Annotated in this window: 22 protein-coding genes; 8 read left to right on the forward strand and 14 right to left on the reverse strand. The window is 33.2% G+C overall.

The annotated features are described in order from the left end of the window. The first annotated feature begins 12 nt into the window (after positions 1–12). On the forward strand, positions 13–930 hold the full coding sequence (locus DMZ43_RS08760; protein WP_131507514.1) for an AraC family transcriptional regulator: 918 nt from the start codon (positions 13–15) through the stop codon (positions 928–930). A 91-nt stretch (positions 931–1,021) separates the two neighbouring features. Here the strand turns inward: DMZ43_RS08760 and DMZ43_RS08765 are convergent, their stop codons facing one another. The 9 genes from DMZ43_RS08765 to DMZ43_RS08805 form a co-directional block, all read right to left on the reverse strand. Beyond that, on the reverse strand, positions 1,022–4,198 hold the full coding sequence (locus DMZ43_RS08765; RefSeq protein WP_238155805.1) for a M1 family aminopeptidase: 3,177 nt from the start codon (positions 4,196–4,198) through the stop codon (positions 1,022–1,024). Between the two features lie 2 nt (positions 4,199–4,200). Beyond that, entirely contained in the window at positions 4,201–5,073 is an 873-nt protein-coding gene (locus tag DMZ43_RS08770) for an ABC transporter ATP-binding protein (RefSeq protein ID WP_131507516.1), read from the reverse strand. Between the two features lie 22 nt (positions 5,074–5,095). Next, on the reverse strand, positions 5,096–6,331 hold the full coding sequence (locus DMZ43_RS08775) for an alpha/beta hydrolase-fold protein (RefSeq protein ID WP_131507518.1): 1,236 nt from the start codon (positions 6,329–6,331) through the stop codon (positions 5,096–5,098). Then, the gene (locus DMZ43_RS08780) at positions 6,328–7,053 is read right to left on the reverse strand and encodes a DUF4386 domain-containing protein (RefSeq protein WP_131507519.1); all 726 of its coding nucleotides are present in this window, start codon (positions 7,051–7,053) and stop codon (positions 6,328–6,330) included. The genes DMZ43_RS08775 and DMZ43_RS08780 overlap by 4 nt, the downstream gene beginning before the upstream one ends. A 122-nt stretch (positions 7,054–7,175) precedes the next feature. Continuing rightward, positions 7,176–8,294, reverse strand: coding sequence for a type 1 glutamine amidotransferase domain-containing protein (locus DMZ43_RS08785; protein WP_131507521.1), 1,119 nt, complete (start codon positions 8,292–8,294; stop codon positions 7,176–7,178). Positions 8,295–8,455: 161 nt separating this feature from the next. Beyond that, complete coding sequence (locus DMZ43_RS08790) at positions 8,456–9,433, reverse strand: AraC family transcriptional regulator (protein WP_131507523.1); 978 nt, start codon at positions 9,431–9,433, stop codon at positions 8,456–8,458. A 336-nt stretch (positions 9,434–9,769) separates the two neighbouring features. Further along, a complete protein-coding gene (locus DMZ43_RS08795; protein ID WP_131507525.1) occupies positions 9,770–11,065 on the reverse strand; it encodes a DUF885 domain-containing protein in 1,296 nt (431 codons plus the stop codon). A 175-nt stretch (positions 11,066–11,240) separates the two neighbouring features. Next, entirely contained in the window at positions 11,241–12,608 is a 1,368-nt protein-coding gene (locus DMZ43_RS08800; RefSeq protein ID WP_161566745.1) for a serine aminopeptidase domain-containing protein, read from the reverse strand. A 120-nt stretch (positions 12,609–12,728) separates the two neighbouring features. Then, a complete protein-coding gene (locus DMZ43_RS08805; protein ID WP_131507529.1) occupies positions 12,729–13,832 on the reverse strand; it encodes a DUF2911 domain-containing protein in 1,104 nt (367 codons plus the stop codon). A 142-nt stretch (positions 13,833–13,974) separates the two neighbouring features. Here DMZ43_RS08805 and DMZ43_RS08810 point away from each other — a divergent pair, with 142 nt between their 5' ends. Next, a complete protein-coding gene (locus DMZ43_RS08810) occupies positions 13,975–14,964 on the forward strand; it encodes a helix-turn-helix domain-containing protein (protein WP_131507530.1) in 990 nt (329 codons plus the stop codon). 45 nt (positions 14,965–15,009) lie between these two features. Here the strand turns inward: DMZ43_RS08810 and mnmE are convergent, their stop codons facing one another. Continuing rightward, positions 15,010–16,401 carry a tRNA uridine-5-carboxymethylaminomethyl(34) synthesis GTPase MnmE gene (gene mnmE / locus DMZ43_RS08815; protein ID WP_131507532.1) on the reverse strand — a complete coding sequence of 464 codons (1,392 nt, stop codon included), beginning with the start codon at positions 16,399–16,401 and terminating at the stop codon, positions 15,010–15,012. 146 nt (positions 16,402–16,547) lie between these two features. On the opposite strand from mnmE, the gene DMZ43_RS08820 reads away from it, so the two are divergent. Next, positions 16,548–17,687, forward strand: coding sequence for a TlpA disulfide reductase family protein (locus DMZ43_RS08820; protein ID WP_131507534.1), 1,140 nt, complete (start codon positions 16,548–16,550; stop codon positions 17,685–17,687). 53 nt (positions 17,688–17,740) lie between these two features. On the opposite strand, the gene DMZ43_RS08825 is transcribed toward DMZ43_RS08820, so the two are convergent. Further along, positions 17,741–18,391: a rhomboid family intramembrane serine protease gene (locus DMZ43_RS08825; RefSeq protein ID WP_129760598.1), complete on the reverse strand. Its 651-nt coding sequence runs from the start codon at positions 18,389–18,391 to the stop codon at positions 17,741–17,743. A 62-nt stretch (positions 18,392–18,453) separates the two neighbouring features. On the opposite strand from DMZ43_RS08825, the gene DMZ43_RS08830 reads away from it, so the two are divergent. Beyond that, positions 18,454–19,344, forward strand: coding sequence for a lysophospholipid acyltransferase family protein (locus DMZ43_RS08830; protein ID WP_131507536.1), 891 nt, complete (start codon positions 18,454–18,456; stop codon positions 19,342–19,344). Here DMZ43_RS08830 and DMZ43_RS08835 read toward each other — a convergent pair whose 3' ends face one another. Together DMZ43_RS08835 and glmM are read right to left on the reverse strand one after the other, a co-directional pair. After that, on the reverse strand, positions 19,345–20,841 hold the full coding sequence (locus DMZ43_RS08835) for an aminotransferase class V-fold PLP-dependent enzyme (protein ID WP_131507538.1): 1,497 nt from the start codon (positions 20,839–20,841) through the stop codon (positions 19,345–19,347). Positions 20,842–20,894: 53 nt separating this feature from the next. Continuing rightward, on the reverse strand, positions 20,895–22,283 hold the full coding sequence (gene glmM, locus DMZ43_RS08840) for a phosphoglucosamine mutase (protein ID WP_131507539.1): 1,389 nt from the start codon (positions 22,281–22,283) through the stop codon (positions 20,895–20,897). A 75-nt stretch (positions 22,284–22,358) separates the two neighbouring features. On the opposite strand from glmM, the gene DMZ43_RS08845 reads away from it, so the two are divergent. From DMZ43_RS08845 to DMZ43_RS08860, 4 genes are all read left to right on the forward strand, one after another. After that, complete coding sequence (locus DMZ43_RS08845) at positions 22,359–22,964, forward strand: ACP phosphodiesterase (RefSeq protein WP_131507541.1); 606 nt, start codon at positions 22,359–22,361, stop codon at positions 22,962–22,964. Beyond that, positions 22,961–24,664 carry a gamma-glutamyltransferase gene (gene ggt, locus DMZ43_RS08850; protein WP_131507543.1) on the forward strand — a complete coding sequence of 568 codons (1,704 nt, stop codon included), beginning with the start codon at positions 22,961–22,963 and terminating at the stop codon, positions 24,662–24,664. Before DMZ43_RS08845 ends, ggt begins: the two co-directional genes overlap by 4 nt. Positions 24,665–24,743: 79 nt before the next feature. Then, the gene (locus tag DMZ43_RS08855; RefSeq protein WP_131507545.1) at positions 24,744–25,442 is read left to right on the forward strand and encodes a hypothetical protein; all 699 of its coding nucleotides are present in this window, start codon (positions 24,744–24,746) and stop codon (positions 25,440–25,442) included. Continuing rightward, on the forward strand, positions 25,443–25,817 hold the full coding sequence (locus tag DMZ43_RS08860) for a hypothetical protein (RefSeq protein WP_131507547.1): 375 nt from the start codon (positions 25,443–25,445) through the stop codon (positions 25,815–25,817). A gap of 7 nt (positions 25,818–25,824) precedes the next feature. Here DMZ43_RS08860 and DMZ43_RS08865 read toward each other — a convergent pair whose 3' ends face one another. Beyond that, the gene (locus DMZ43_RS08865) at positions 25,825–26,352 is read right to left on the reverse strand and encodes a hypothetical protein (protein ID WP_131507549.1); all 528 of its coding nucleotides are present in this window, start codon (positions 26,350–26,352) and stop codon (positions 25,825–25,827) included. Between the last annotated feature and the right edge of the window lie 13 nt (positions 26,353–26,365).

A 26,365-nucleotide genomic window follows, 5' to 3' on the forward strand; every position in this document is an offset into this window, starting at 1 on the left:
ATTTTATAGCTAATGAAAGACTTAAAACACTTTAAAAAGGTAAGTGATTACCATAAACAAGCCAATATAGCTGCACCTGAACATCCATTAATTAGTTTGGTGGATTACAGTCAGGTGCAGTATCCTTCAAATATTGAGTCTCTAAAATGGAAACAAGATTATTACACTATTGGCTTAAAACGCAATGTGCCTTACAAGTTCTTTTATGGTCAACAAGAATATGATTTTGATGAAGGTGTGATGACTTTCATTGCGCCTAATCAAATTATGAGCTTAGGAGAAAATCCTAACATTAAAACCAACACACCTTCGGGTTGGCTACTATTGATACATCCTGATTTTTTATGGAACTCGTCCTTAGCAAAAACCATAAAGCAATATGAGTTTTTTGGATACACCGTAAACGAAGCATTATTCCTTTCAGAAAAGGAAGAACAAATGATGTTAAATATTTTAATGCAAATTCAAGGCGAATACCAGTCTAACATAGATAAATTCAGTCAGAAAATCATAATTGCGCAAATAGAACTACTCCTCAATTATGCTGAACGTTTTTATGAAAGACAATTTATTACCCGAAACATTACTAATCATCAAGTATTAAGTCAACTAGAAAAGGTACTTGCAGAATATTTCAATGATGACCAACCAATTGAAAACGGCATACCTACAGTACAAGATGTTGCTGACCGCCTAAACTTATCACCTAACTATTTAAGCAGCATGCTCAAATCCTTAACAGGACAAAGCACACAACAACATATTCATAATACAATTATAGAAAAAGCTAAAGAGCAATTGGCAACACCTCTACTCTCTATTAGCGAAATCGCCTACAACTTAGGCTTTGAACATCCAGCTTCATTTACCAAACTTTTTAAAAATAAAACAGACATGTCTCCTTCAGAATTTAGAAAGACGTATAATTAATAACTAGAGTAAATTGCAATCAAATATTTACTTAAATAACAATTCTTAAAAAGATGCTTCTATAGCTTTTCTTTTTGGTTTCTAGTCATCATTATTTGTTAACATCCATAAACAATTGATCAACTTTAGACCTCAAGGCATCATTTGGTAGCACTTTGTAAAATTCCTCAAGTAAGTCTAAAGACGTTGGTTTTTTTGGATATTTATTATTAGCTAAAAAGCTTCTTAGCGCTTGATTGACTTTGTCTTCACCAATCAATTCAGATAATTCTACCATAGCAATCGCACCTTTTGAGTAAGCTATATGTGTAGCTCCATAAGGCACTTTGTACAACGGTGGATTTCCGTAAAGTCCTTTTTCATTATCATAAATTTGTTGATGAATTTGCACACGTTCCATCATAGGCTCTTTACCATACAGTTTTTTGTAAATCATCATTTCGGTATACATGGCTAAAGATTCTGTAAGCATGGACGCTCCTTCCCTTTCATCTGGGTTTATTTGGCTATTTCCCCACCAAATATGAGCCAACTCATGACCTGCCAATTCATTGATAACATCTTTACTTGGATCACTATCGATATTAGCATGGAAAATCATATTTTCGGTCATAAAAATGGTAGCAGGATATGCTGTAGCTGCGAATCCGCTTGTAAAAGAAGACACCTCAACAAAGCTTATTTTTTCATATGGGTAAACATTAAAATTATCGATGCAATAATCTAAACTTAAAACCGCATTTTTCAGTAGTCGGTTTACATTTTCAAAATGCCTGTCATGATAAAGCACTTCAATCTCAATATTACGATGCTTGATAGATTGCTTTTGGTATTTAGCGGAAGCTACTGCAAATCGAAATGGAATACCATCGGCTTTATATTTCGTATATGTCCGATCGTTTTCAGACCACGTTTTAACGACATCACCTATTCCCATAGGTGTTTGATTGTTTTCTGTAGACACCATCATATTTAAATCGATAAAGTCATTTTTGAAAACTTCTGGTGCTTCAAGTTTCTTTAAAGTTGTTGGATTACCAAGTTCGTAGGCTTCTCGTTTTTGCTCATCCTCTATCTCTTTATCTGGCTGATATCCCAATGAAGGATAATAATTACTAATACGCATAAACGAACCATTTTGTACAATAGCATTAAACGATTGATGTCCATTGACAGCATACCATTTGTATGATAAATTAAACTCTAAAGTCGCTGTATCATTAGGTAATAAAGGTTTATTAAGTTCAATCTCTGAAACAAACTCATCTATTGAAATGTCTTCATTATGTATTCGAAGTGTTACGTTTTCTAATTTTAAATCAGCATGAAAATTAAATAGCATCTTATGTATTGGTTCATCTGACAGGTTTTTAATTCTATACTTGCCTTGAATCCCATAAGCATTTTCGGAAGGATACAAATCTATTTTTGTGTCTACATCTGTAATTGTAGGCTGAGATATGTTTTCATAATGACGGTAATTTTTTTCATAATTAATAGCTTCAATAAGTTGAGCATCTTCGCTTTTTGGTAAATAACCATTCATAAAATTGAATCCAGTAAAAACGCTCAATCCAAAGAAAATAATGACAATAAATGATTTGATTTTTGACCATTGGTTTGATTTCAAATATGAATTAAAAATCCACAACAATCCTAAAAGGCATATTCCAAAAAGCAATCTATTTGAAAAGGCTGACAGGTAAGCGCCATAACCATTTAGGTCACTAAACACACCCTTAAACCCTGAAAAAACATGTAATAATGGATAAGGCAACAACATCTTTATTAATGGTGTTGTAAACACTAAAACCGCTAAGATTGAAACACCTAAGGCTACATATTTACTCTTGATTATACTATTGATGAGAAGTAACAATGTACCAAAAAGGAAAAGCGGAATAGTATTAAATATGATAACTCCAAAATAAGCCAACCAATCAATTTGTGAATATCCATAACCGACTTGAAACACTAATGCCAGTACTATAAGCAATGTAGTTAAGAATACTAACAATACAGCCAATGACATTAAGTGGCCTTTCAGTTTTTCTTTTGAAAAAAATGCACTGTCTTCAATTAAGTAAAAATTGGCTGAACTACTTCTCCAATACATGTCATTAATAAAATACACTAAAATGAATCCTCCTAACAAATGAAAACTTTGAGAAATAGAAGTCGCCAAAAGTCCTGAACTGGCATAATAATTTGGTAAACGTATGCCTTTATCGATATCTGAATACATTTCCATACCAACGAAGAACACCAATAGCATAGAAACGGCAACTATAGTTACGCTTTTAAACAGGTAAATTAAATCAACTTTCGCAAAGGAAATGATTGCGTTCAATTCAGACTTAAAACCAAAATCAAGAGCAGGCGTTTTGACTTCTGTTAATCTTACAATTGCTACTTTAACGTTACGTTGTTTGCGCTTCAATACCTTTTTACTTGTCGCTTTATTGAACACATAAAAACGATAAGAAATCGCCAAAAACAGCATTGACAACACCGCATAAACGATACGATTGATAGCCAAAAAGCCTTTTAATGGCACGATGAACTGATTTTTTTCAGAAACACTTAAGTCTCTAGCTTCAAAGAAATAGGCAGATGTTCCAAAAGGGTCTAACAATGATGATAGTTGTTGTACTTCAATAGATTGCGGAATACTTCCTGCCATAAATGGCGAATTAGAAAACACCAATAACACCATATAAAGCACATACAATAATAACCCTCCAATGACCACTAATAACTTCTTACGTGTTGTGTAAGCAATCATAAATAAGACGCTACAAACAAAAAGGCAGTTTAAAACTCCGAAAATTAAAAAGGGATAGAGATACGACCAAAGACTAAACCCTAACTGCATTTCGCTTCCTGTTCGTATGTTCTGACCAATAACGAAACCTATAATTAAGATTAAAAAGCTTAAAAATGTTTTTAAGGTAAATCCTGAAAACTTCCCTATCAAATAGGTTTTAAGGGAAACGGGATATGAGAATAACATGATATCAAATTTTGTATCCCATTCCTTAAACAGAATCTCTAAGGCAAATAAAATAGCCAAAAATATCATGGACAGACTCAACAAAGCCATCATAAACCCAATGGTGTATGGTGAATTAAGATAAATACCTTCACCAGCAGTTAGGTTAAATTTATAGCCACAAAACCATCCTATAACCAGTAATATAACGCTTGTTAAACCTAAAACATAACGATTACCACTATGCTTTAATTGAAATTGAAGTATAGCATTCATAATTAACTGTTTTGAGAAAGCACATTAAAGTATACGTGCTCTAATATTGGATTAACTGCTGAAAACCCTTCAGGTTGTGAAGGTGCAACTACTGTAATTTGAAGTTGACGTTCTATAAGTTGTTGACTGATAACATTGAGATTAGATTGGTACATTTCCAAGTCTTCATTAGCAATACTTTTTGACCAGATTTTACCTTCTAATTCTTTGATTAATTCTTTAGGCTTTCCTGTTTTAAGAATTCGACCTCTATTCATTACGGTCATTTCAGAACATAAATTTTTCACATCTTCAACCAAGTGAGTCGATAAAATCACTACAACCTCATTACTAATGTCACTTAAAAGTGTATTGAAGCGATTACGTTCTTCTGGATCCAGTCCTGCTGTTGGTTCATCGACAATAATGATTTTTGGATCACCAAGTAAAGCTTGAGCAACACCAAAGCGTTGTTTCATACCACCAGAAAACGTGTGCACCTCTTTATCTCTAAAATCCCAAAGATTTACCTTTTCTAACAAGTATTGAATCTGTTTTTGACGTTCAGCTTTGTTATTAATCCCTTTTAAAATGGCTATATGATTTAATAAATCATAAGCATTTACTTTGGGATAAACTCCAAAATCCTGCGGTAAGAACCCTAGATTTTTTTTGATATAATCTGCATCTTCTACAACATCAATGTCATTAAAGGCAATTGAACCTGAGGTTGGTTTTTGTAAGCCTACGATTGTTTTCATTAAAGAAGATTTACCTGCTCCATTGGGACCTAACAAACCAAACATCCCATTCTTTATTTCTAGGGAAATTCCGTTAATGGCATTGTAGCCATTTTTATAAGTTAGATTTAGGTTGTCGATTTTTAATGTATTCATAATGTTCGTTTTTGATTGATTATTAATTGGTGTTGCCTTGGATTTTACGCAATTTATCTATTTCCTTTTGCAAATCTTCTTCTTGTCCTTGTTTGTATTTTTTTGACACCTCAATACCTAAAAAATACGTTTCTATAGCTTTTTCCTTTTGATTGGTCTTTTCATATAATTTTGCCAATTGCGTCAACAACCCAATATACATTGGATAGGCTTCTGAGGCTTTTTTTAGTACAGTTATAGCTTCTAAGTCATTCTCTTTATTAACCAAAACCGAAACAAGATTAAAATAATCTTCAGCAGGTCGTCTTGCCATATTGCCATACTTGGTCTTCAATTGTTCTTCAGCATCTAAAAAGCAATCATCATTGAAATTACTGATTAACTCATCGCTTAGTTTTAAATCAGAAAACAAAAACTTTAAACCATTGTAATTCAACAGCAACCTAGATGCCATATGACCTTCATCACCTAACTCTTCATGAAGCCATCTAAAGTTTTTTGGTTGGTGTTGTTTTACAACATCAACATACCTAATTAGTTCCTGTTGCATTCCCCAACCATCTCCGCCACCAATTCCGAAGTAGACTGTTTTGTTTAGTATCCTATTGGATTTGAAGAAGGTTTTTACCTTTTCGGTCATTTCTTCTTTGTTCCACCACAATGCTGGTGCTTGTATAATAAAAGCATCAAAAAGTTCTGGGTTTTCCATGAGTGTGTAAACACTAAACAAACCTCCAAAAGAATGACCTTCTAGAATACGATAAGGGTGAGTTCTATAATTGTTATCCACAAAAGGAATTAACTCCTCACTTAAAAACTCTAGAAATTTTGGTGCACCTCCACTCTGCGGTATTCCGGAATTCCCAGTGCTTCCTTGTAAATCCTTTCCAGCTTTTGAAGGAGTAAAATCTCTATTTCTGTCCAAACTCTGAATACCAACCACAATTATAGGTGGAATTAATCCCGACTCGGTTAACAGCTCAACAGTACCAACTGTGTGTTTTATGTTTTGCAAACCATCTAAGACATATAGCACTGGATATTCTGCTTGGTTATCATGATAGCCTACAGGTAAAGAAATAATTACAGGGCGTTCTTCCTTTAAAATATCTGACTGAATTTTGTGTTGAGTTCCTAAACCCAACAATTGATAATCTTCAGTCATTTCTATTTTATTAGCTAACTGTGCGTTTGATTGATGACAAGACAAAACCACAATGGTAATAAGTATAATATGCTTAATTAATTTAGCTTTCATAATGCTAATTCTTTTAAATTCTTATAGGACGATGTTGTTCCCTTTATAATCATATAAAGTGTTAATCCTACCTCACCAAGAGCAGCTGCAACTCCTACTATTAATGCGGTATAACCTTCATAGCCTGGAACATTAAAATTTCCAAAAGTTTCAATAAGATAACCTGCTGAAGCACCTAACAACAAACCACCAAATACTTTTGGAAACACATTGGATTTGTATATAAGGATAGCGAGTAACAAGCAATGAATACCAAAAAATCCACCAGCAATTAAATATCCGTAATGATGCGCTTCCATCAACAGACTGCTCATTTCCTGAGCTTGTGCTTCACTGAATGCGCTTGACATCCCGCTTGTTTCAAGCACCTTCAAAGCCATGTAGTGATTCAATAAATTTAAACTTCCTATAGCTGGATGTGCTATAAGTCTATAGGCCGAAGACACCATGGCTAAAGTTTTATTGAAAGGTTTAAATATCTTATACAGCAGCATAGCTATTACCGCATCTAAAAGGAATGCTATTAAATCTGTGGTTAAACCTAATTGAAACAAACTTTTATTTTGAAGTATATTATTTGCGGTTTCTACAGCATTATCTGGCACAATAAGAGTTCCTCTAACATACCCTTGACTAAAACCAGCACAAATTATAACCAATAGGTAAAGAAATCCTGTAAGTCTAATCTGTTTTATACTCGCTAACGCTTTTACACTTTTCATAATTTCGATGTTTTGATTTATAAGCAAAATTCAGAAATAGGCACTTGTTTTTATTGACTGTTAGTGCCAAAGATTTGATAATTTGGGACAACGCACTTGTATTCGTTTATGTCACGCAGTAATTAGTTCAACTCTTTCAATAATTTCTCTGACTCTTCTTTCATCAAATCTTTAGAAATCAAATCGTTTGCAATGCGTCTTGCTTTATCTTTCTCGCCTAACGACACATAGGTTTTGGCTAATAAATACTGTAGATTTTCATTAAAAAAGTGAGGTGAAGTCAATTCTACTAATGCAATACCTTTCTTCAATTCCTCATTATTTTCAGTCGATGCTAAAATCTTGTAATAACCATACGCAGCTACCAATGGTAAATCGTAATTAGCATTGTTCTTAGCGAGTTCTTCTTCAGCCCAAGCTATAGTTTTGGTATTATCCAACACGTCCTGAATTAAATAGGCACTTCTTTCATCATTATAAAATTCCCTTTTTACAGGCGTAAGTCCTAAAGATTCCACAACAGCTTCTGCTGATTTTGTTGTTGAAAAAGGATTTTGACCTGTTACAAATTTCCCTGAAACAACTACTTTTGAAAGCATAAAATCGGTTTGTTTAAAAATAGCGCCTCTTGATTCTAATTTGGTTTCTAAACTAAAAGGAAACTCCTTTACCCATTTTTTTCCAAAAAGTTCTTCTTCTACGTTACAAAAACTAGTTAGTTCTACACCATTTATAATGTAATCTTTGTCATCAACCACATTTACAAAAGCTGCTGGTCCGTGACACACAGATGAAATAACAGTATGTTCTCTTTTGTATAAATTCAATATAATTTCCTGAAGAGAAGGGTCGAAAGGCAAATCAAACATAGCACCTTTACCTCCAACAATATAAATCGCGTTGTAGTCATCTGCATTTATGTTTGCCGTAGCTATGGTGTTGTCTAATAAGCTTAAAGCCTGTTTGTCTTCCAATAGTGTTTTGTTGTATAACTTTTCACTGTTATACTTATCTGGCTCTGCTTTACCGCCTTTTGGGCTAGCAACATCAATAGATAAATTATTGTTTTTAAAAATTAAATACGCTTGAGAGAATTCATCAAACTCATAACCTGGTCTTACAGATCCCATATCTTTTCCGTAACTGCTTACTACCATCAAAACCTTTTTCTTGGTATTTTTTGTTTGAGAAAGTAGGATGATTGGTAAAAAAAGGACGATACATAAAATAGTTTTTTTCATTTTTTGATTGTTTTGATTGTTTTGATTGAATAAAGAACACGAATGAAAAACTTATTTGTTACTTCAAACGTTTTTTGTTCAATGACAAATGTCAATTAATCGATGTTTTATGTATTGACTTTTTAAGCCAAAAAATTGATTATTGAGGACAGTATAACTGGCTACAGGTTTTTGCGATATTCATTAGGCGCTTGACCTGTCCACCTTTTAAACGCTCTATTAAAAGCGCTTTGTTCAGAAAAGCCTGTTAAGAAGGCAATTTCACCAACCGATTGCGATGAATTGGAAAGTAATTGAGTAGCGGTTTCGTGTTGATTTTTTTGAATAAGCTCTCTAAAAGACAAATTTCTATCTGCCAATCTTCGCTTTAAGGTTCTTGCACTCATGCCCAAATAGTCACCAACCTGTGAAATGCTTGGTATACCACTTGCCATAGATTCTTTTAGTAGTTTATTGATTTCAGAAGTGAGCACATCTTCTTGTTCGCTTAATTTTGATTTTTCCTGCTCCATACGTTCCAGCAGAAATTGATGAATAAATTTATCGGCTTTTATTGTAGATACCTCTAACACTTTAGAATTAAAAACCAAAGTATTTTCAGTTGCATTAAAATTCACAGGGCAGTCAAAATATTCAGAAAAATAATCACTATCAGAAAATGAGTGTTTAAAATTCACCTCAATAGGCTTAATGTTTTTGCCTGTTACTTCATTTAAAATTCCAACCAGCATCACAAAAGAGGCTTCATTGGCTGTTTTTATACCAGTTCTATAAACCTCTCTGTTTAAAACAAGTTTAGTTTTACCTTCACTTGCGTCCAACTCAATACTGCCGTCATCAGTAACTAGAACCATATAACGCTTTACATTGTTTAACACATCGATAGCTTTTAAACATGTTTTCCAAGATAAGCCTAACGTTCCATAATCTGTAGTATCTAGTTGCTTGCCTTGTCGTAATCCAAAACCTGCTTGTAGCTTATCTGCTGCCAACTCATACACTTCTAGCAACAGTTCCATTGGCACACGCTTATTCTCTACTTTATAATCTATGTAGTAGTTAAGATGCTCTTTAGTTAAACCTTCGGATAAGGCAAGTTGAATAGCTTTGTTATATATTGTTGAAAAAACAACTGCCATAAAAGACACTAGGTTTTTAATGACTTTAAACTACTTTATTTAAGGACATTGACAGTCCTTTATGAGTGTCTAAATATCAAAAATTGAAACCAAAAAGATAAACAATTTTTATTATCGCTAATTCTTTTAATGGATATTTTGGTTGAATTTCTTTTTAAGTGAGTTGTTTCCCGACACACAAAGTAACGCTACCTGTATTGATTTTTACAGTTAATGCACGATAAAAATTTAGTGCAACTGATAATAAGTAAGTTTAAAATTGAATAAAGAACAATAGATGATAGTACTTATCTAACCAGAGTTTAGCCTTCACCTGTAACTACAAGTATTTTAAAATCAATCACTTTTTAGGTTAAACTCTAAAAGCGAAATAGGTATGTCTCCATACATCAATAAGTCATTATGAAATTTTATATATTCAAAATCTTCTTTCCTTTTTGCTTCATTCAAAAATTTAAGAAATACATCTGAACCATACTTATAGGTAATAACTTGGGCTGGCCAACGTTTCATACGAGCTATTTCTCGCCAGCCAATAGCATCTTGATCTACGATATGCGCTTTCCAAAAGGAAATTGCCTTTTCGTCTGACCAGCCATAATAATTTATACCCACATCTAAAACAACTCTAACAGAGCGTATTAAATCCCATTCCCATTTACCGAATTCATCATATATGGTTTTATAAACACCTAACTCTTTACCAAAATGTTCCACATAAGCACCCCAACCTTCTACAAAGCCAGAGTACCAAAACAATTGCTGTATATCTGTACGTTTCATAATAGCATTAACCATGATTTGATAATGATGCCCTGGAATGCCTTCATGAATATAAATCCAATCTAACTGACGCTTATTAAAAGGCTCATTAAAATAATTAAAATAGAATGTACTATTGTTATAATATGCTGGAACTTGTGAAAGAGACTCATTAGTACCTTGAGTTATATTTACATCAGGTATACCATCAATATATGGGAAAAAATTTGTTGCTTTTTTGGCAACTTCTCTTTTGGTGTTCTCAAATGCTTGCTGAATATCCTCAACATTATGCATAAAGAATGAAGCATGGTTTAAATACTCTTGAAAGGCTTGCTCTGAAAGTCCAGACCCAACTTGCAAGTCTTTCATATTGGACTTAACTTTTTCAATCTCATCTATTCCAAATTGAAACATTTCGTCTGGTGTTACAGTTATATCAACCCATTTCTTCAATAAATAAGCATACCAATTTTTTCCATTCTTAATAGTGTAAATACTCCTTTTATCATCCAACTCAGTTGCATCATCCCATTGTTTTTCCAAAGAGATACGTTCTAAATTCGATGCGACTTCGTAATTCATAAGGTGATAATCTAGTTGCTGATATTCATTTAAGTTTTTAACATCCACATTAGTTAATTGCTTTGCAACCGTTTTAAAAAAAACCTCCTGCTGAATTATATTTTCAATTGGTTTAATAGACTTTAAATTTTGCACATAATTGGCTTGATGATAAGGTATTTGTAATGCGATATAATTCTTTACAAAATCATTGCGAACAGTTTCAAAGCTTATATTCTGAGAACATAATAGTGGTGAAACTAATAGAAGAATCACTACACTATGTAATTTACTATACGTCTTCATCTTCAATCTTCTGTATCAAATTGAACTATAATTGCTAATGCTATTAAAAGCGGGAATACTTTTCTTTCTTAATGATACAAACTTTACCTCATTAGATGAATTAGCAACCTATGTGAGTTTAATAAATATGCCATTATCAAACCATATAAAACAATTAGCATCTTTCTTTTCGTTATTATTTAACTTTTGCTTTCATCCATTTAACACTCTCTTTTCCTAACGCGACACTGTAATTGTCACGTGCATGTGTCATGTAAGTACCATTTCCTAAAGTTTCGGCATTATGCTGCATTGAGTCAAAATTCACAAAACCATGATCAGCTTTCTTAACTACAATAAATTCTCCTTTACCTCCATTTTTATTAACTATATCAGCTATTTTTTCTGCACTTTTTGGACTGATTGCCTGAATATCGAATTCTCCATACATTGCCAAAACATTGGTCTTTACTTTTGTCCAGGCTTCAGGAATATTAACATCTCCTAAATTTTGCCAAAAGTCGAAATGCCGTCCTATGTATTGGTTTTGTCTGAAATTGACTTCATTATCTCTAAAAAAATTGGCATAAGCTTCGTTCTCAAGAATTTCTGAACCTGAAAGTTTATTAATTAAAAAGTCTTCATTAAACTTTAAATTAATCTTATTATCTTCTTTAATTTGTGCATCGGAAACACCAAAATGCTTTGGTTGTATGGTATATAAATCTACCATATAATCGTACCAATTCTGAGCTATGCTTCCGTAGGTTAAAATGCCACGAGGTGATTTCATGTCGTTTAAAAGTGGAGCAATGACACCTCCCATGGAGTGACCAAACATAAAGATGTTATCAGTATCTATTGTTTCTTGTTTCAACAAGTCTTTATAACCTTCTTTAAATGCAGTAAGCTCTTCATTAAAACTTATTTGCATACAATGCTTACTGCTCTTACTATCTCCTACTCCTGGTTTTTCAACCCTATAAACTGCAAAACCAGCATTAACCCAATCAGACATTAACTTTTTTGCCGGATTATCATCGGTAGTTGTTTCAACAGTTCCGCAGGTATAACCTTGTAAAAAATACACAACAGGAGCCTTAATTTTATGTTTAGGTGTTACCAGAATACTTCTTAGTACATTACCTTCATAAACTACTTCACCATAGGTAACATCTCCATTTTCAAAAGTTTCTATAGGTCTACCCAATAAAGCAGTCGATTTAATTTTCTTTGAATTGCCTGAATAAAATTCAGCTTCAATGTAATCTCCTTCATACATCTCACCAGTAATTGCTAAAACATCTTGAATTGTTCTAACGGATGACCCATTCAATTTTGTAAGTACATCATCTTGCTTTACTCCTAAATTTGCGAATGTTGAGTTTGGCATAACAGCAGTAATATGCACTCCTGTTTTAACCTTAAAATTGTTCTGTATTGCAATACTGTCGGTTAATGTTTGCATCATAACACCTAACATACCTTTGCGTTTTAATGTTTGAGATTGTAATGTTGTTGAAGCAACTAATACAATGAGAATATATAAGTATTTAATTTTCATATTTAAACTTGTTGTTATATTGATTATCATATTAAAATGAGAGAGATTTATCTTGATGAGAAGCAACCATCAAACCTCCTTTAATCTCACAAACTCTTCCCATTTCATTCAAAGATTTCTTCAGCTTCTTGGCAATTTGTAAGTGTTATTTTCAATTTCGACAATAATTTCCTTTAATCGTGATTGAAATTGTTCTGGTGCTGTCTTTAGTGCTTTTCTGACATCTTTTAATGCAGCTTTCTTATTGTTCAAGAAATATTGACTAAGCCCTCTATTTAACTCTAAAAACCACGTATCAGGATTTGATTTAAGTGAAGCATTACAATACTCTAATGCATCCTGATAAAAACCATTTTGAAGCAAGAATCTGCTAAAACCATTAGCCTCATAAACTGTAGCATTCAATTGCTTTGCTTCTGCTATAGTCGTTTTGGCTTCTTCAGTTTTGTTCAACTTTGTTAACAATCTGATCTTTGTTGAGATATTTGTTAAATTCTTATCTGCTGCAAAACCTCCATAACCTCCATCTATTGATCGATTCACCCACTGCAGTGCTTCTTCTAAATTGGTATTATGTTCTAAACACCATGATGCAGCATCGTTCCATGACTGCCAATGATACGTGTTAATACCTCGCAATTCGCTTCTAAAACTTTCCACAACAGTTGTATTTAAATCAACTTCTACAGTAAATGGAATTCGTTTTTCGTCCCATTCTAATCCGATAACCAATGTGTTTTCAGTTCGATTTAAAAACTCGTAGTCAAGTTGTTCTGACTTCGGACAAGATTCCGATGATACAGAAACCCGAAGGCTAACATCATTTTCTACATCTAAATAATAACTTCCCCATTGGTCATAATTGTGTGCGAATAATAAATCATAGGTGTCACCTTTAGGTATTATATGAAATCCATATTTTCCAGATTTTAATAATTTACCTTCAATTTTCACATCTGTACTAAATTCAATAACAGTTGCCATGTTAGCTCCTGCTCTCCATGGAATAGGATTACCTTGCTGTGGAATGATACCTGAGTTGTTCCAAACATCCCTACCTTTTAATGCTGGACTACTATAATCTATTGTGATTTTTGTGACTCCAAGCATTTGGCTCTCTTGAATCTTAGGGCTGGTTTGAGGTATACTTAAAGTGTGAAATTGCGCATATAGACTTATGGTGCACAACAATGTAATAGCTGAAAATACAAACGATTTATTCATGTTTAGTTTTTTTTAAATTTTAAGCTAAACTATGCTGATAAAGGTTGTTTAATCTCCTAATTCGTGAAATGTGGAGATATTTTTATGAGGATTTTAACAGAATCATTTGAAATCGAATAAATATATTTGTAAAAAAGGTAGGATGGACACATCAATAGCGTTAATAGTTTTTTCAAGTATTGCAGTTACCTCTAGTATCCTTTTGGCTAGTTATTTTTTGTTTATTAGGAAAGAATCCAATCTACAAGATTTGACTTTAGGACTGTTGTTCATAGCTATTGCGCTAAGAATTTTAAAGTCTATTTTTTATTATGTCTTACCAGAAATTTCACCTATTGGAACTGCTTTAGGCTTTTTAGGGTTTGCTCTTATTGGACCTTTGGCTTTTACTTATCTTTCGCTTAATAAAAACAATCATAAAACCTTAAAGCCAATTCTATTATTACATGTTTTATTCCCAGTGATTGGTTTTGTTATCATACTCATCAATAGCAATTTTGCATATGATATGTATTTATTAGCTAACGTTAGTTTTGCTACCTATCTAGTAATATCTGCTATTACATTCATTTCAAAACCAAAAGAAAATAATTTAACTAAATGGCATAAAGCTTTGTTTTATGGTTTAGTAGCTTTATCCGCAGTATTGATTTATCAGCTTTTAGGAGAAACAATTTCAGCATATGCAACAGGTATTGCCCTTTCTTCAATAGTTATTTACTTTTTATTTTTCTATGCATTACAATCGCCTTCAGTTGTAAAAAAATCAAGTTCTAAAGTTATACCAGAAAAAATGATAAGAAAAATTACAAAGGCAATGGAAGACGACAAGATTTATTATCAACCTGGTATCACATTAGCACAATTTGCTGAAGCGATTGATGCTCCTAATTACTTAGTTTCTAGAGCTACAAAAAAAATATATAACAAAAGTTTCCCTGAAGTCATCAATAGTTTTAGAATTAAAGCTGTAAGAGATAAACTATCACAACCTGAATTCATGAACGAAAAAATTGAGGATCTCGCTTACGATGTAGGATTTAATACCTCTTCTGCTTTTTACAATGCCTTTAAAAAAGAAGTAGCTATGACACCTAGAGAATATCAAACCTCAATTATGACTAAGAATTAGAGCAAATAAAGTACTTTCAGGACTTTATAAATGTTGACAACACTATTACTTCCCGATACAGAAATTAGCAAAAATATTACCCAGCAAGTCATCATTAGTAATCTCACCTGTAATCTCACCAAAGTGGTAAAGCGTTTGTCGTATATCAATAGCCAATAAATCTCCTGAAAGCCCAGAGTCTAGTCCATACTTCACTTTTTGCACCTCTTCAAAAGCCTTTAAAAGAGCATCATAATGACGAGTGTTAGTTACAATAGTTTCGTTGTTACGAAGAGCACCTGTATTAATTAAATTCAATAACGAATCGGTTAATTGCTCTACACCAAAACCTGTTTTTGCTGAGAGTAACTGCACGCCTTCAATCTGTTGCTGTAATGTGGCAAGTTGGCTGTCATCAAGTAAATCTATCTTGTTGGCAATAATAAGCAAAGGTTTTTGAGGGTACTTATTTTTTATTTTTTCAAGTTCTATTTGTATCGATTTTAAGTCGGTAATCCCTTTTGTACTGTCAAAGAGGTAGATTGTGACTTGAGATTGTTCAATCTTTTCAAAAGTCTTTTTAATTCCAATACTTTCAACAACATCTTCTGTTTCTCTTATACCTGCAGTATCTATAAATCGAAACCCAATACCTCCTATAGATAGCTCATCCTCTATAGTATCTCTTGTAGTACCTGCAATATCACTCACAATAGCACGCTCTTCATTCAATAGCGCGTTCAATAAAGTAGATTTTCCAACATTTGGTTCACCCACAATGGCTACAGGTATTCCGTTTTTGATGACATTTCCAACAGCAAACGAGTCTATCAAACGTTTTAATACAAATACAATACGGTCAACTAAACTTTTAAACTGTGTACGATCTGCAAACTCAACATCTTCTTCAGCAAAATCAAGCTCTAATTCAATTAAAGATGCAAAATTTAAAAGCTCTTCTCTCAACTTTGCAATCTCACTCGAAAAACCACCTCGCATTTGTTGCATAGCAATTTGATGAGACGCTTCGTTATCACTAGCTATTAGGTCTGCAACAGCTTCTGCTTGACTTAAATCAAGCTTTCCATTTAAAAAGGCACGTAGCGTAAACTCACCTGCATTGGCCATTCGGCAACCTTTTCTAAGAAACAACTGAATAATCTCCTGTTGTATATAGGCTGAACCATGACAAGACACTTCAACCACGTCTTCTCCTGTGTAAGAGTTTGGATTTTTAAATACCGAAACTAATACTTCATCATACACTCGTTTATCCTCTACAATATGTCCTAAATGTATGGTATGTGTCGCTTGGTCTTTAAGTGACTTATTGTTTTTTACTGATTGAAAACAACTATCTGCTATTGCTATAGCGTCCTTTCCAGAAAGTCGTATAATAGCTATTGCACCACTCCCTGATGGTGTTGCCAAAGCTACAATAGTATCTTGATGAAACATCTTTGATATAATTTTTAACAAAAGTATTGTAAAATTACTAGTACTCACTAATTGAACCTAGTTTCTTTAGGATTTTATTAAGAAAAAACCATTGACATTCTCCTATATTCATTAGTATATTTGTGCAACTTTAAAAAGAATATAAAATGAAAAAAATACTTGGTTTTCTATTAGTAAGCTTATTACTAACTGCTTGTGAAACTACCGAAAAGCCTGATGGATATGTAGTAAACGGAACTGCCAAAGGGGTTTTAAATGGTATTAGAGTGTACTTAAAATCTAGAGATGACAAAGGAAAAGAAATGTTTAAGGACACAGCTATAATTGTAGATGAGAAATTTAAGTTTGAAGGCAAAATTGAAAACCCTCAAATGTGGTTCTTACAAGTAAATAGTGTTCCTGGAAGCAAACCTTTTATGATTGAAAATGGAGTTATAAACATACAGGTTGAAAAGGACAGTATGCATACTACTAAAGTATCAGGAACAAAGTCCAATAAAGCCTTTGAAGAATATAATCTTAAAGTAAAAGAGCTTTCTCAAAAACGCAGAACCTTAAGCATGAATCATAGACAAGCTGAAAGAGGTACAGATTCTGCAAAAACTAAACTAATCAAAGAAGATCTAGACAAGCTCACTAACGAAATGATGAGTTATCCTTTTGAGTTCATAAATAAAAACAATGACAACTTCTTCTCTTTAGTATTGATTGAATCGTTATTAGGAGGTAACAATACCGATTTAGACAAACTCAGCAATGCATTTAACAATCTTGAAAGTGACATTAAACAATCAATCTACGGAATGAGAGTTAACACTAGAATAATAACCAAAAAACAAGAAAAAGAACGTTTAGCAAACCTTGAAATAGGAAAAGCTGCTCCTGAGTTTTCAGCACCAGACCCAGATGGAAAAATGCTTGCCTTAAAAGATATGAGAGGAAAAGTAACTATTATCGACTTTTGGGCTTCATGGTGTGGACCTTGCAGAAGAGAAAACCCTAACGTGGTAAAAGTCTACGAAAAATACCACGACAAAGGTCTTGAAATTATTGGTGTGTCTTTAGATAAGCAAGGTCAAAAAGACAGATGGTTAAGCGCTATTGAAAAAGACAAATTAACTTGGCATCATGTATCTAACCTAGCTTATTTTAACGATCCTGTAGCTAAACAATATGCGATTAATTCTATTCCTGCAACTTACATTTTAGATGAAGAAGGAACAATTATAGCAAAAAACCTCAGAGGTCCAGCTTTAGAAAATAAAATTGCTGAATTATTAGATTAACAACGCACAAGCACTAAAACAAAAAAGCCTTCATAATTGAAGGCTTTTTTGTTTTATAACTTTCCTGTTTTATGCATCACAAATAAAATAAGTATTGGCACAGCTAATAAACCTACAAATAACAAATTGGTTTCAAACAACCAAGGTGCCAGCATTAGAGTTACAATATAGCCTCCTACTGCTCCACCAAAATGCGCATCGTGTCCTATATTTCCTATTCTGTTTTTCATTCCGTATATAGAATATAAAAGATACCCAATCCCAAAAATATATCCAGGTATTGGAATTGGAACAAAAAACATATAAAGTCCCATATTAGGCTCCAATAATATTGCAGAATATAACACACCAGTAACAGCTCCACTTGCTCCTACTGCACTGTAATAATATTCATCTTTATGAAAATATAAAGAGAGTAAGCTACCTAAAATTAAACTGGCAATATATACTATAATAAAGTTTAAACTGCCTAAATAAGCAATAACAACATCGGCAAAAAAGTATAGGGTAAACATATTGAAAAACAAGTGCATTGTATCTACATGTAAAAATCCAGAACTAAACATGCGTATTTGTTCTCCTCGTTTTATACTTCCTACATTAAATTTATAGCGCTCAAAAAAGCCATAATCATTAAGTCCTTTAAAAGAAATAATAACATTGGCAGCAATAATAACAATTGTAACTAAACTTAAATTACCCATAAACTGTAAACGTTTAAATAGAATATAACATATATTTGCTGATGCAAATCTAATACTAAAAAATGCAATTTCTAGTTTACATTCTGGTTTATCCCTTTTTATGGCTTATTTCTATTTTACCATTCAGACTACTGTATGCATTTTCTGATTTTGTATATCTTTTTGTCTTTCGCATTTTTGGTTACCGAAAAAAGACTGTAAAAGAAAATCTTCGATTAGTATTTCCTGATAAATCAAAAGAAGAAATTAATAGAATTACCAAAGTTTTTTACCACCACTTATGCGACATGATTGTGGAGTCTATTAAGTCCATGACCATATCTGAAGCTGAAATGAAAAAACGTTTCACCTTTACTAATATCGATGTTATAAAAGCTATTGAAGAGCAAAATAAAAGTATCATTTTAATGTGTGCGCATTATGGGAGTTGGGAGTGGATATTTATTCTTCAAACTTATGTAAAATATAGAGGAAATGCTGTCTACAAGAGATTAGCTAATAAATATTTTGACCGATTAGTAAAACGTATTCGTGCCAAATACAACAGCTACCTTATCACTACAAAAGAGACTGTACCAACGCTTATTGACTTAAAACGAAAAGGGATTTTAACGATAAACGGATTTGTATCAGACCAATCACCTAAGCCTAGTAAAGCATTTCACTGGAATGAATTTATGGGCTTAAAAGTACCTGTATATACTGGAGCTGAAATGCTAGCCAAAAAACTAGATATGGCTGTAGTATTTTTTAAAGTGAAAAAGCTAAAACGTGGATATTATGAAACCACTTTTGAAACTATTACACTAAATCCAAAAGAATATAAAGACTACGAAATCACTGATATCTTTTTAAAGCTTGTAGAACAACAAATCTATGAAGCTCCAGAGTATTACCTATGGACTCACAAACGTTGGAAACATAGAGACAAAGTGCCTGAAAAGTTTTTATAATTACAACTTAAACCAATCGTCAATTGGTGTGTTATTTGAGTTTGTCGCGTTCTTATGAATAAACTCATTGGTCATCTTATTGTAGTTGTAATCTTCTGCCCAAACCTTATGGTTTGCTACCAATGCTTTTAAGCTTTCGCAAACATAATTTACTTCTTCAGTTGTTGTTGTTGGGTGAATAGAAAGTCGTATCCAACCTGGTTTTCGCGTTAGCTCTCCCAATGAAATTTCTTGAGTTAACTCGTGAGAAGTATCATAATCTACATGCAACAAATAATGTCCATAAGTTCCTGCACAACTGCAGCCTCCACGTGTTTGAATTCCAAAACGATCATTAAGTAGTTTTACGCCTAAATTATAGTGTAAATCATCAATATAAAACGAAAATACGCCTAGTCTTTCTTCATGTTGACCTGCTAAAATATTTAAGTGTTCAACATTGCCCAATTCATTAAAAAGCGTAGTCAATAGCTCATGCTCTCGTTTTAGCATATTGTCAACTCCCATTTGCTCCTTCAATTTAATCGCTAAAGCAGTTTTAATAGTTTGAAGAAAACCTGGTGTTCCACCATCTTCTCTATCTTCAATATTATCAAAATACTTATGTTCTCCCCAAGGATTAGTCCAACTTACAGTACCTCCTCCTGGACAATCAGGAATCATATTTTTATACAATTTCTTATTGAAAATCAACACACCTGAAGTTCCTGGTCCACCCAAAAACTTATGAGGTGAAAAGAAAATAGCATCTAAGGCTTTTGCTTCGTCTTTAGGATGCATATCAATATCTACATAAGGTGCTGAACAAGCAAAATCCACAAAACAAACGCCTCCATGTTGATGCATTAATTTTGCAATATCGTGATAAGGTGTTTCAATTCCTGTAACATTAGAACCTCCAACTACCGAAGCTATTTTTAAGGTTCTGTCTTTGTATTGATGTAGTAATTTTTCAAGATTTTCTAAACTGAATAATCCTTCTTCTCCTGGTGGAATTACCTCAACCTTTGCGATGGTCTCTAACCATGATGTTTGATTAGAGTGATGTTCCATATGTGTGATAAAAACCACTGGTTTCATTTCGTCAGGAACAGCAGTGTAACTCTTAAGGTTTTCAGGCACTTTCAAACCTAAAATACGTTGAAACTTATTTACAGCATCTGTCATTCCACTACCACATACAATCAACACATCGTCTTCATTGGTGTTAACATGTTTCTTTATAATTTGACGTGCTTTATGGTACGCTTTAGTCATTGCAGTACCTGAAACAGTGGTTTCAGTATGTGTATTGGCTACAAAAGGTCCAAAATCATTAGCTATTTTGTTTTCAATAGGTCTGTACAAACGTCCTGATGCAGTCCAGTCGGTATATATGATTTTTTGAGTTCCAAAAGGCGATTGAAACTCTTGGTCAATTCCTATAATATGCTGTCTGAATTGTTGAAAATACTGTTCTAATTCAGTGGTGTTATGAGTCATTTCAGTCGTCAGCATAAGTCTGTGATTTAAAAGATAAAGTTACTAATTTTTCTACGGAAGTTCTTTTACTAATTACTAATAGCTTTAATTTCTGAAATGATTTTATCTGCTAAAGTATCAGCTTCTTCTTGTGAAGGCGCTTCAGTATAAATTCTAATAATAGGCTCAGTATTACTCTTTCTTAAATGCACCCAACTATTACTGAAATCAATTTTTACACCATCAATAGTGGTAAGTTTTTCATGGCTATACTTAGCTTCCATTTGCTTTAAAATACCATCAACATCCAATTCTGGTGTTAATTCTATTTTCTTTTTGCTCATATAATACAAAGGATAAGTTGCCTTTAACTCACTTACTCGCATCTTTTTCTTTTGTGCCAACAAGCTTAAAAACAACGCAATCCCAACTAAAGCATCACGACCATAATGTAATTCAGGATAAATGATTCCTCCATTACCTTCTCCACCTATAATGGCATTATTTTTTTTCATAAGCTCCACAACGTTCACCTCTCCTACTGCACTAGCTTCATAAGTTCCTCCATGCTTTTCAGTAACGTCACGTAATGCTCTTGTAGAACTCATATTGCTCACAGTATTTCCCGGAGTTTTGCTCAACACATAATCTGCACAAGCTACAAGGGTGTATTCTTCTCCAAACATGTCGCCATTTTCATCCATAAAGGCTAAACGGTCAACATCAGGATCTACTACTATTCCTAAATCTGCACGTTCTTTTACAACAGCTTCTGATAAGTCGGTTAAATGCTCCTTTAAAGGTTCTGGATTATGCGGAAATTGTCCGTTAGGTTCGCAATATAGTTTTACGGTATGCACTCCCAATCGGTCTAACAATAATGGAATTGCAATACCTCCTGTAGAATTTACACCATCAACTACCACTTTAAAGTTAGCCGATTCTATGGCTTTTTTATCTACCAAAGGTAAATTTAAAACCTCATCAATGTGCATATCAATATACGCTTGGTTTTTTGTGATTTTTCCTAAACTATCAACATCAGAAAAAGTCATGCTATCATTTTCAGCAATTTCTAAAATCTTAGCACCTTCAGCACCATTCAAAAATTCACCCTTAGCATTCAACAACTTTAAAGCATTCCATTGTTTTGGATTATGACTTGCGGTTAAAATGATGCCTCCATCAGCATGCTCCATAGGTACAGCAACCTCAACCGTTGGTGTTGTGGACAAGCCCAAATCTATAACATGAATTCCTAAACCTACCAAAGTGTTCATTACTAAGTTCTGTATCATTTCACCTGAAATTCTAGCATCTCTACCAACTACTACTCTGTAATTTTCTTTTTGGCGTTGTTGTTTTAACCACGTACCATAAGCCGAAGCAAATTTTACAGCATCAATAGGTGTTAAGTTTTCACCAACTTGTCCGCCAATTGTACCTCGTATTCCTGAAATAGATTTTATAAGTGTCATGAATTTATTCTTATTTTTAGCAAATATACCATTTCAAAACCGTAAACCTAAAATCGTAATTCGTAAATTCGACCTATGAATTTTCTAGCTCATATATACCTTTCTGGAGACAACGAATTTGTAACTATTGGTAATTTTATTGCTGATGGTATTAGAGGAAAATCGTATAAAAAATTCCCAGTTGATGTTCAAATAGGCATTCTACTACATCGCGAAATTGACACATATACTGATGCACATCCTATTGTAAGACAGAGCACAAAACGCTTACATAAAAACTACAGTCATTACAGTGGTGTAATAGTTGATATTTTGTACGATCATTTTTTAGCAAAAAACTGGAAAGACTATTCCAATGTTCCTTTAGAAGTTTATGTTGAACAGTTTTATGATTCGTTAGAAGCTAATTTTGAAATGCTTCCCAATCGTACACAACGAATGTTACCACACATGATAGCTGACAACTGGTTGTTAAGTTATGCTAAAATTGAAGGTATTCAACGCGTTTTGGATGGTATGAACCGTCGTACTAAAAACATTTCTGGTATGAACACTGCTACTAACGAACTTAAGCAATACTACGCTGAGTTTGAAAGTGAATTCACTTCTTTTTTTGAAGAATTAAGATCCTTTACCAAGCAAAAACGAATAGACATAACAAAAACATTTCAGCATAAATGAAAAAACTCATTCTGTTCTCACTCTTCTGTATCACTTTAATTTCTTGTAACGAAAACTCTAAGAAAAAAAACCAACCCAAAACGCAAAGAGGTTTAATCACTTCAAAAGCTATGGTAGTTTCAGCAAGAGCTGAAGCTTCAAAAATAGGAACAGATATTCTAAAAAAAGGTGGTAATGCATTTGATGCTATGATGGCTACTGAAATGGCTTTGGCTGTAACTTACCCTTATGCAGGCAACCTTGGAGGTGGCGGATTTATGGTTTACAGACTCAACGATGGCACTTTTGGCGCTTTGGATTATAGAGAAAAAGCTCCTTTAGCAGCAACAAAAAACATGTATCTTGATGAAGAAGGTAATGTTATAAAAAACAAAAGTACAGTTGGTGCTTTTGCGGTTGGAGTTCCTGGTACTATAGCAGGCATTTTTGCGGCTCACGAAAAATTTGGTTCTTTACCTGTTACTGAAATCCTTCAGCCTGTAATTGACTTAGCAAATAATGGTTTTGTCATTACTGAAAAACAGCAACAACGCTTTACAGAATATGACAGTATTTTCAAAGCTGTTAATGAAAAAGAAATACTGTTTTCAAAACACACTAAAGCTAACGACTCCATTAAAAACCTTAAACTTGCTGAAACCTTAAAACGTATAGCTAGCAAAGGAAAAGATGAGTTTTATAAAGGTGAAACAGCGAAACACTTGGTTGATTTTTTAAGTCAAAAAGGTGGAATTATAACACTTGAAGATTTAGAACTCTATGAAGCTAAATGGCGAGATCCAATTGCTTTTAACTACAAAGACATTAAAGTAGTTTCTATGTCTCCTCCTTCGAGTGGTGGTATTTGTCTAGCGCAAATTATGAAAATGATTGAGCCTTTCGACATTCAACAGCATGGACATAATTCGTTAAAAGCTATTAAAGTAATTGTTGAAGCAGAACGTCGTGCTTATGCTGACCGTAGTTTTTATTTAGGCGATCCTGATTTTGTAGATATTCCAACCAATCATTTGTTGAGTGATGTATACTTACAGGAGCGCATGAGTGATTTTTCATTTAAGAGTCCTACCATTTCCGATTCTCTATCTTATGGAATAATTCCAGGTTATGAAAGTGACCAAACCACGCACTATTCTATTGTAGATCAATTTGGGAATGCTGTATCTGTTACAACAACACTCAATGGTGCTTATGGTTCAAAACTGTATGTTGATGAACTAGGTTTTTTTCTTAATAATGAAATGGACGATTTTAGCAGCAAACCAGGAGTTCCTAATGTGTATGGCCTCATTGGTGCTAAAGCCAATAGTATTGCACCACAAAAACGCATGTTAAGCGCTATGACACCTACAATTGTTGAAAAAGAAGGCGAATTACACATGGTGCTTGGAACTCCAGGAGGATCAACCATTATTACTTCAGTATTACAAACTATATTAAATGTTGAGGAATTTGGGATGACAATGCAACAAGCTGTAGATGCTCCTCGTTTTCACCATCAATGGTTACCTGATGAAATTAGAATGGAAGTTAACCGTTTTCCTGATGAACTTAAACAACAACTTCAAAAAAACGGTTATCCTATCAATGAAGAAGCCCCTCCTATTACCGCAAGAGTAGATGCTATTTTAGTATTAGATGATGGCACCTTAGAAGCTGGAGCTGATCATCGAGGAGATGATACTGCTGATGGCTTTTAATCGAAATAATTTAATAGTCAACGTACAATTGAATAGCAATTAAAAAAATCGCCTAACTTAACCTTTCAAAAATTAATATATGTCATCTAAAAAGATATTAAAAATAGTTGCTGGAGTAATCATTTTTATTACTCTACCTAGCCTTTTGCTTTTTGGGTATCTGTATTTTAAATATGATGAAGACCTTCCTGTTGGCACACAAAATGAGCAAGCTGACGCTTTAGCAAAAAAAATGCTAACTGCTCTTGATTATGAAGCTTATAAAAACACGAAGTATATTGAATGGACCTATAAAAAACGTAGGCATTATAAATGGAAAAAGAGCGAACATTCTTGTACTGTTTATTGGGAAGAATATAAAGTTGATTTAAAACTTAATGAGCTAAACAGCAGTAAAGCTTACGTTCATAATTTTAAAGTTGAAGGCGAACAAGCTAAAAACTTGATTGCTGAAGCCTACACATATTTTAGTGAAGACTCATTTTGGTTAGTTGCACCATACAGAGTCTTTGATGAAGGTGTTACGCGTAGTGTAGTTAATGTAAACGGAAAACAAGAATTACTTGTAAACTACCAACCTGATGATACTTATTTATGGCAATTAGACACTAACGGAATGCCAACCAGTTTTAAGATGTGGAATGATAAACTCCCTTTTGATGGTGTAGAGCTCTCTTGGAAAGACTGGACAACTACCGAAAGTGGTGCAAAGCTACCAACCTTTCACAAGTTTATGTTTTTTGGGATGGAACTCCAAGATGTTAAAGGCACTAAGTAAATGCTAAAGAAAATATTCAATCTGGTTTATGATGTTCTTATTTTTATCTCAAACCTCACAGGATTTAGCTACAAAGAGGTAAACATTATTATTTGGTATATTATTATTCCTTTGTTTTGGTGCATACTTATTGATAAGATTATAAAACGTCATTACTTAAAAATTGCATTTACACTCATTGTAGTAATTGCACTATTAAGCGTTAAAAGTTTTTCAGAATTTTCAAATCAATTGTTTGATGCATCTGCAGACTTTTTAAGAAGTTTTAATGGAGTAGGAAGCAATTACACCACCTCATCAGTAGTTATATGCGTTGTTATACCAATTGCTATCAGTATTTACCTTATCAAAAAAGCATTCAAAAAAGAATCTTAGTAATTAATTAACCTCCTTTTTGACCAACAAACTGTTGTGATTTTAATTTAAATAGCACATTAAAGGTTGTTAAACTACCGTAACTTCTAGTGATGTATTGTTGTAAGTCTATTTTTTCTTGCTCATCAAGATTTTTACTGGAGTTAATTTTTTGTTCCATAACACGTAATCTATCACGTACCATTGTCATCTTATGAAAAAAAGTATCTATTGGTAACTCTTTTCCTTGTAAACTTGTATCTCCAGGTTCCATAACAAGTTTACCGCCTTTCCATTTATCAGCAATTGGCACTACTTCACTTACATCACTCCAACGTTTTAAAATTTGCACTAAGCTACTTTCAACTTCAGAAAAACTAATAGTATCAACATCGTCTTCACAAAGCTCTATAACTTCAAAATCGCTATCGATATCAATAGTTTCTAATCCGTTTTCAATAAAAGTTACCCAATAGTGTTTTGATGTAACATTAGTCACTACACCTTTTCCGTACTCGTTGTGGTTTATTCTAGAACCTATTCCTAGTAATTGCATAAATATTATAAGT

This window comes from Meridianimaribacter sp. CL38 (assembly GCF_004328055.1).
GTDB lineage: Bacteria > Bacteroidota > Bacteroidia > Flavobacteriales > Flavobacteriaceae > Gaetbulibacter_B > Gaetbulibacter_B jejuensis.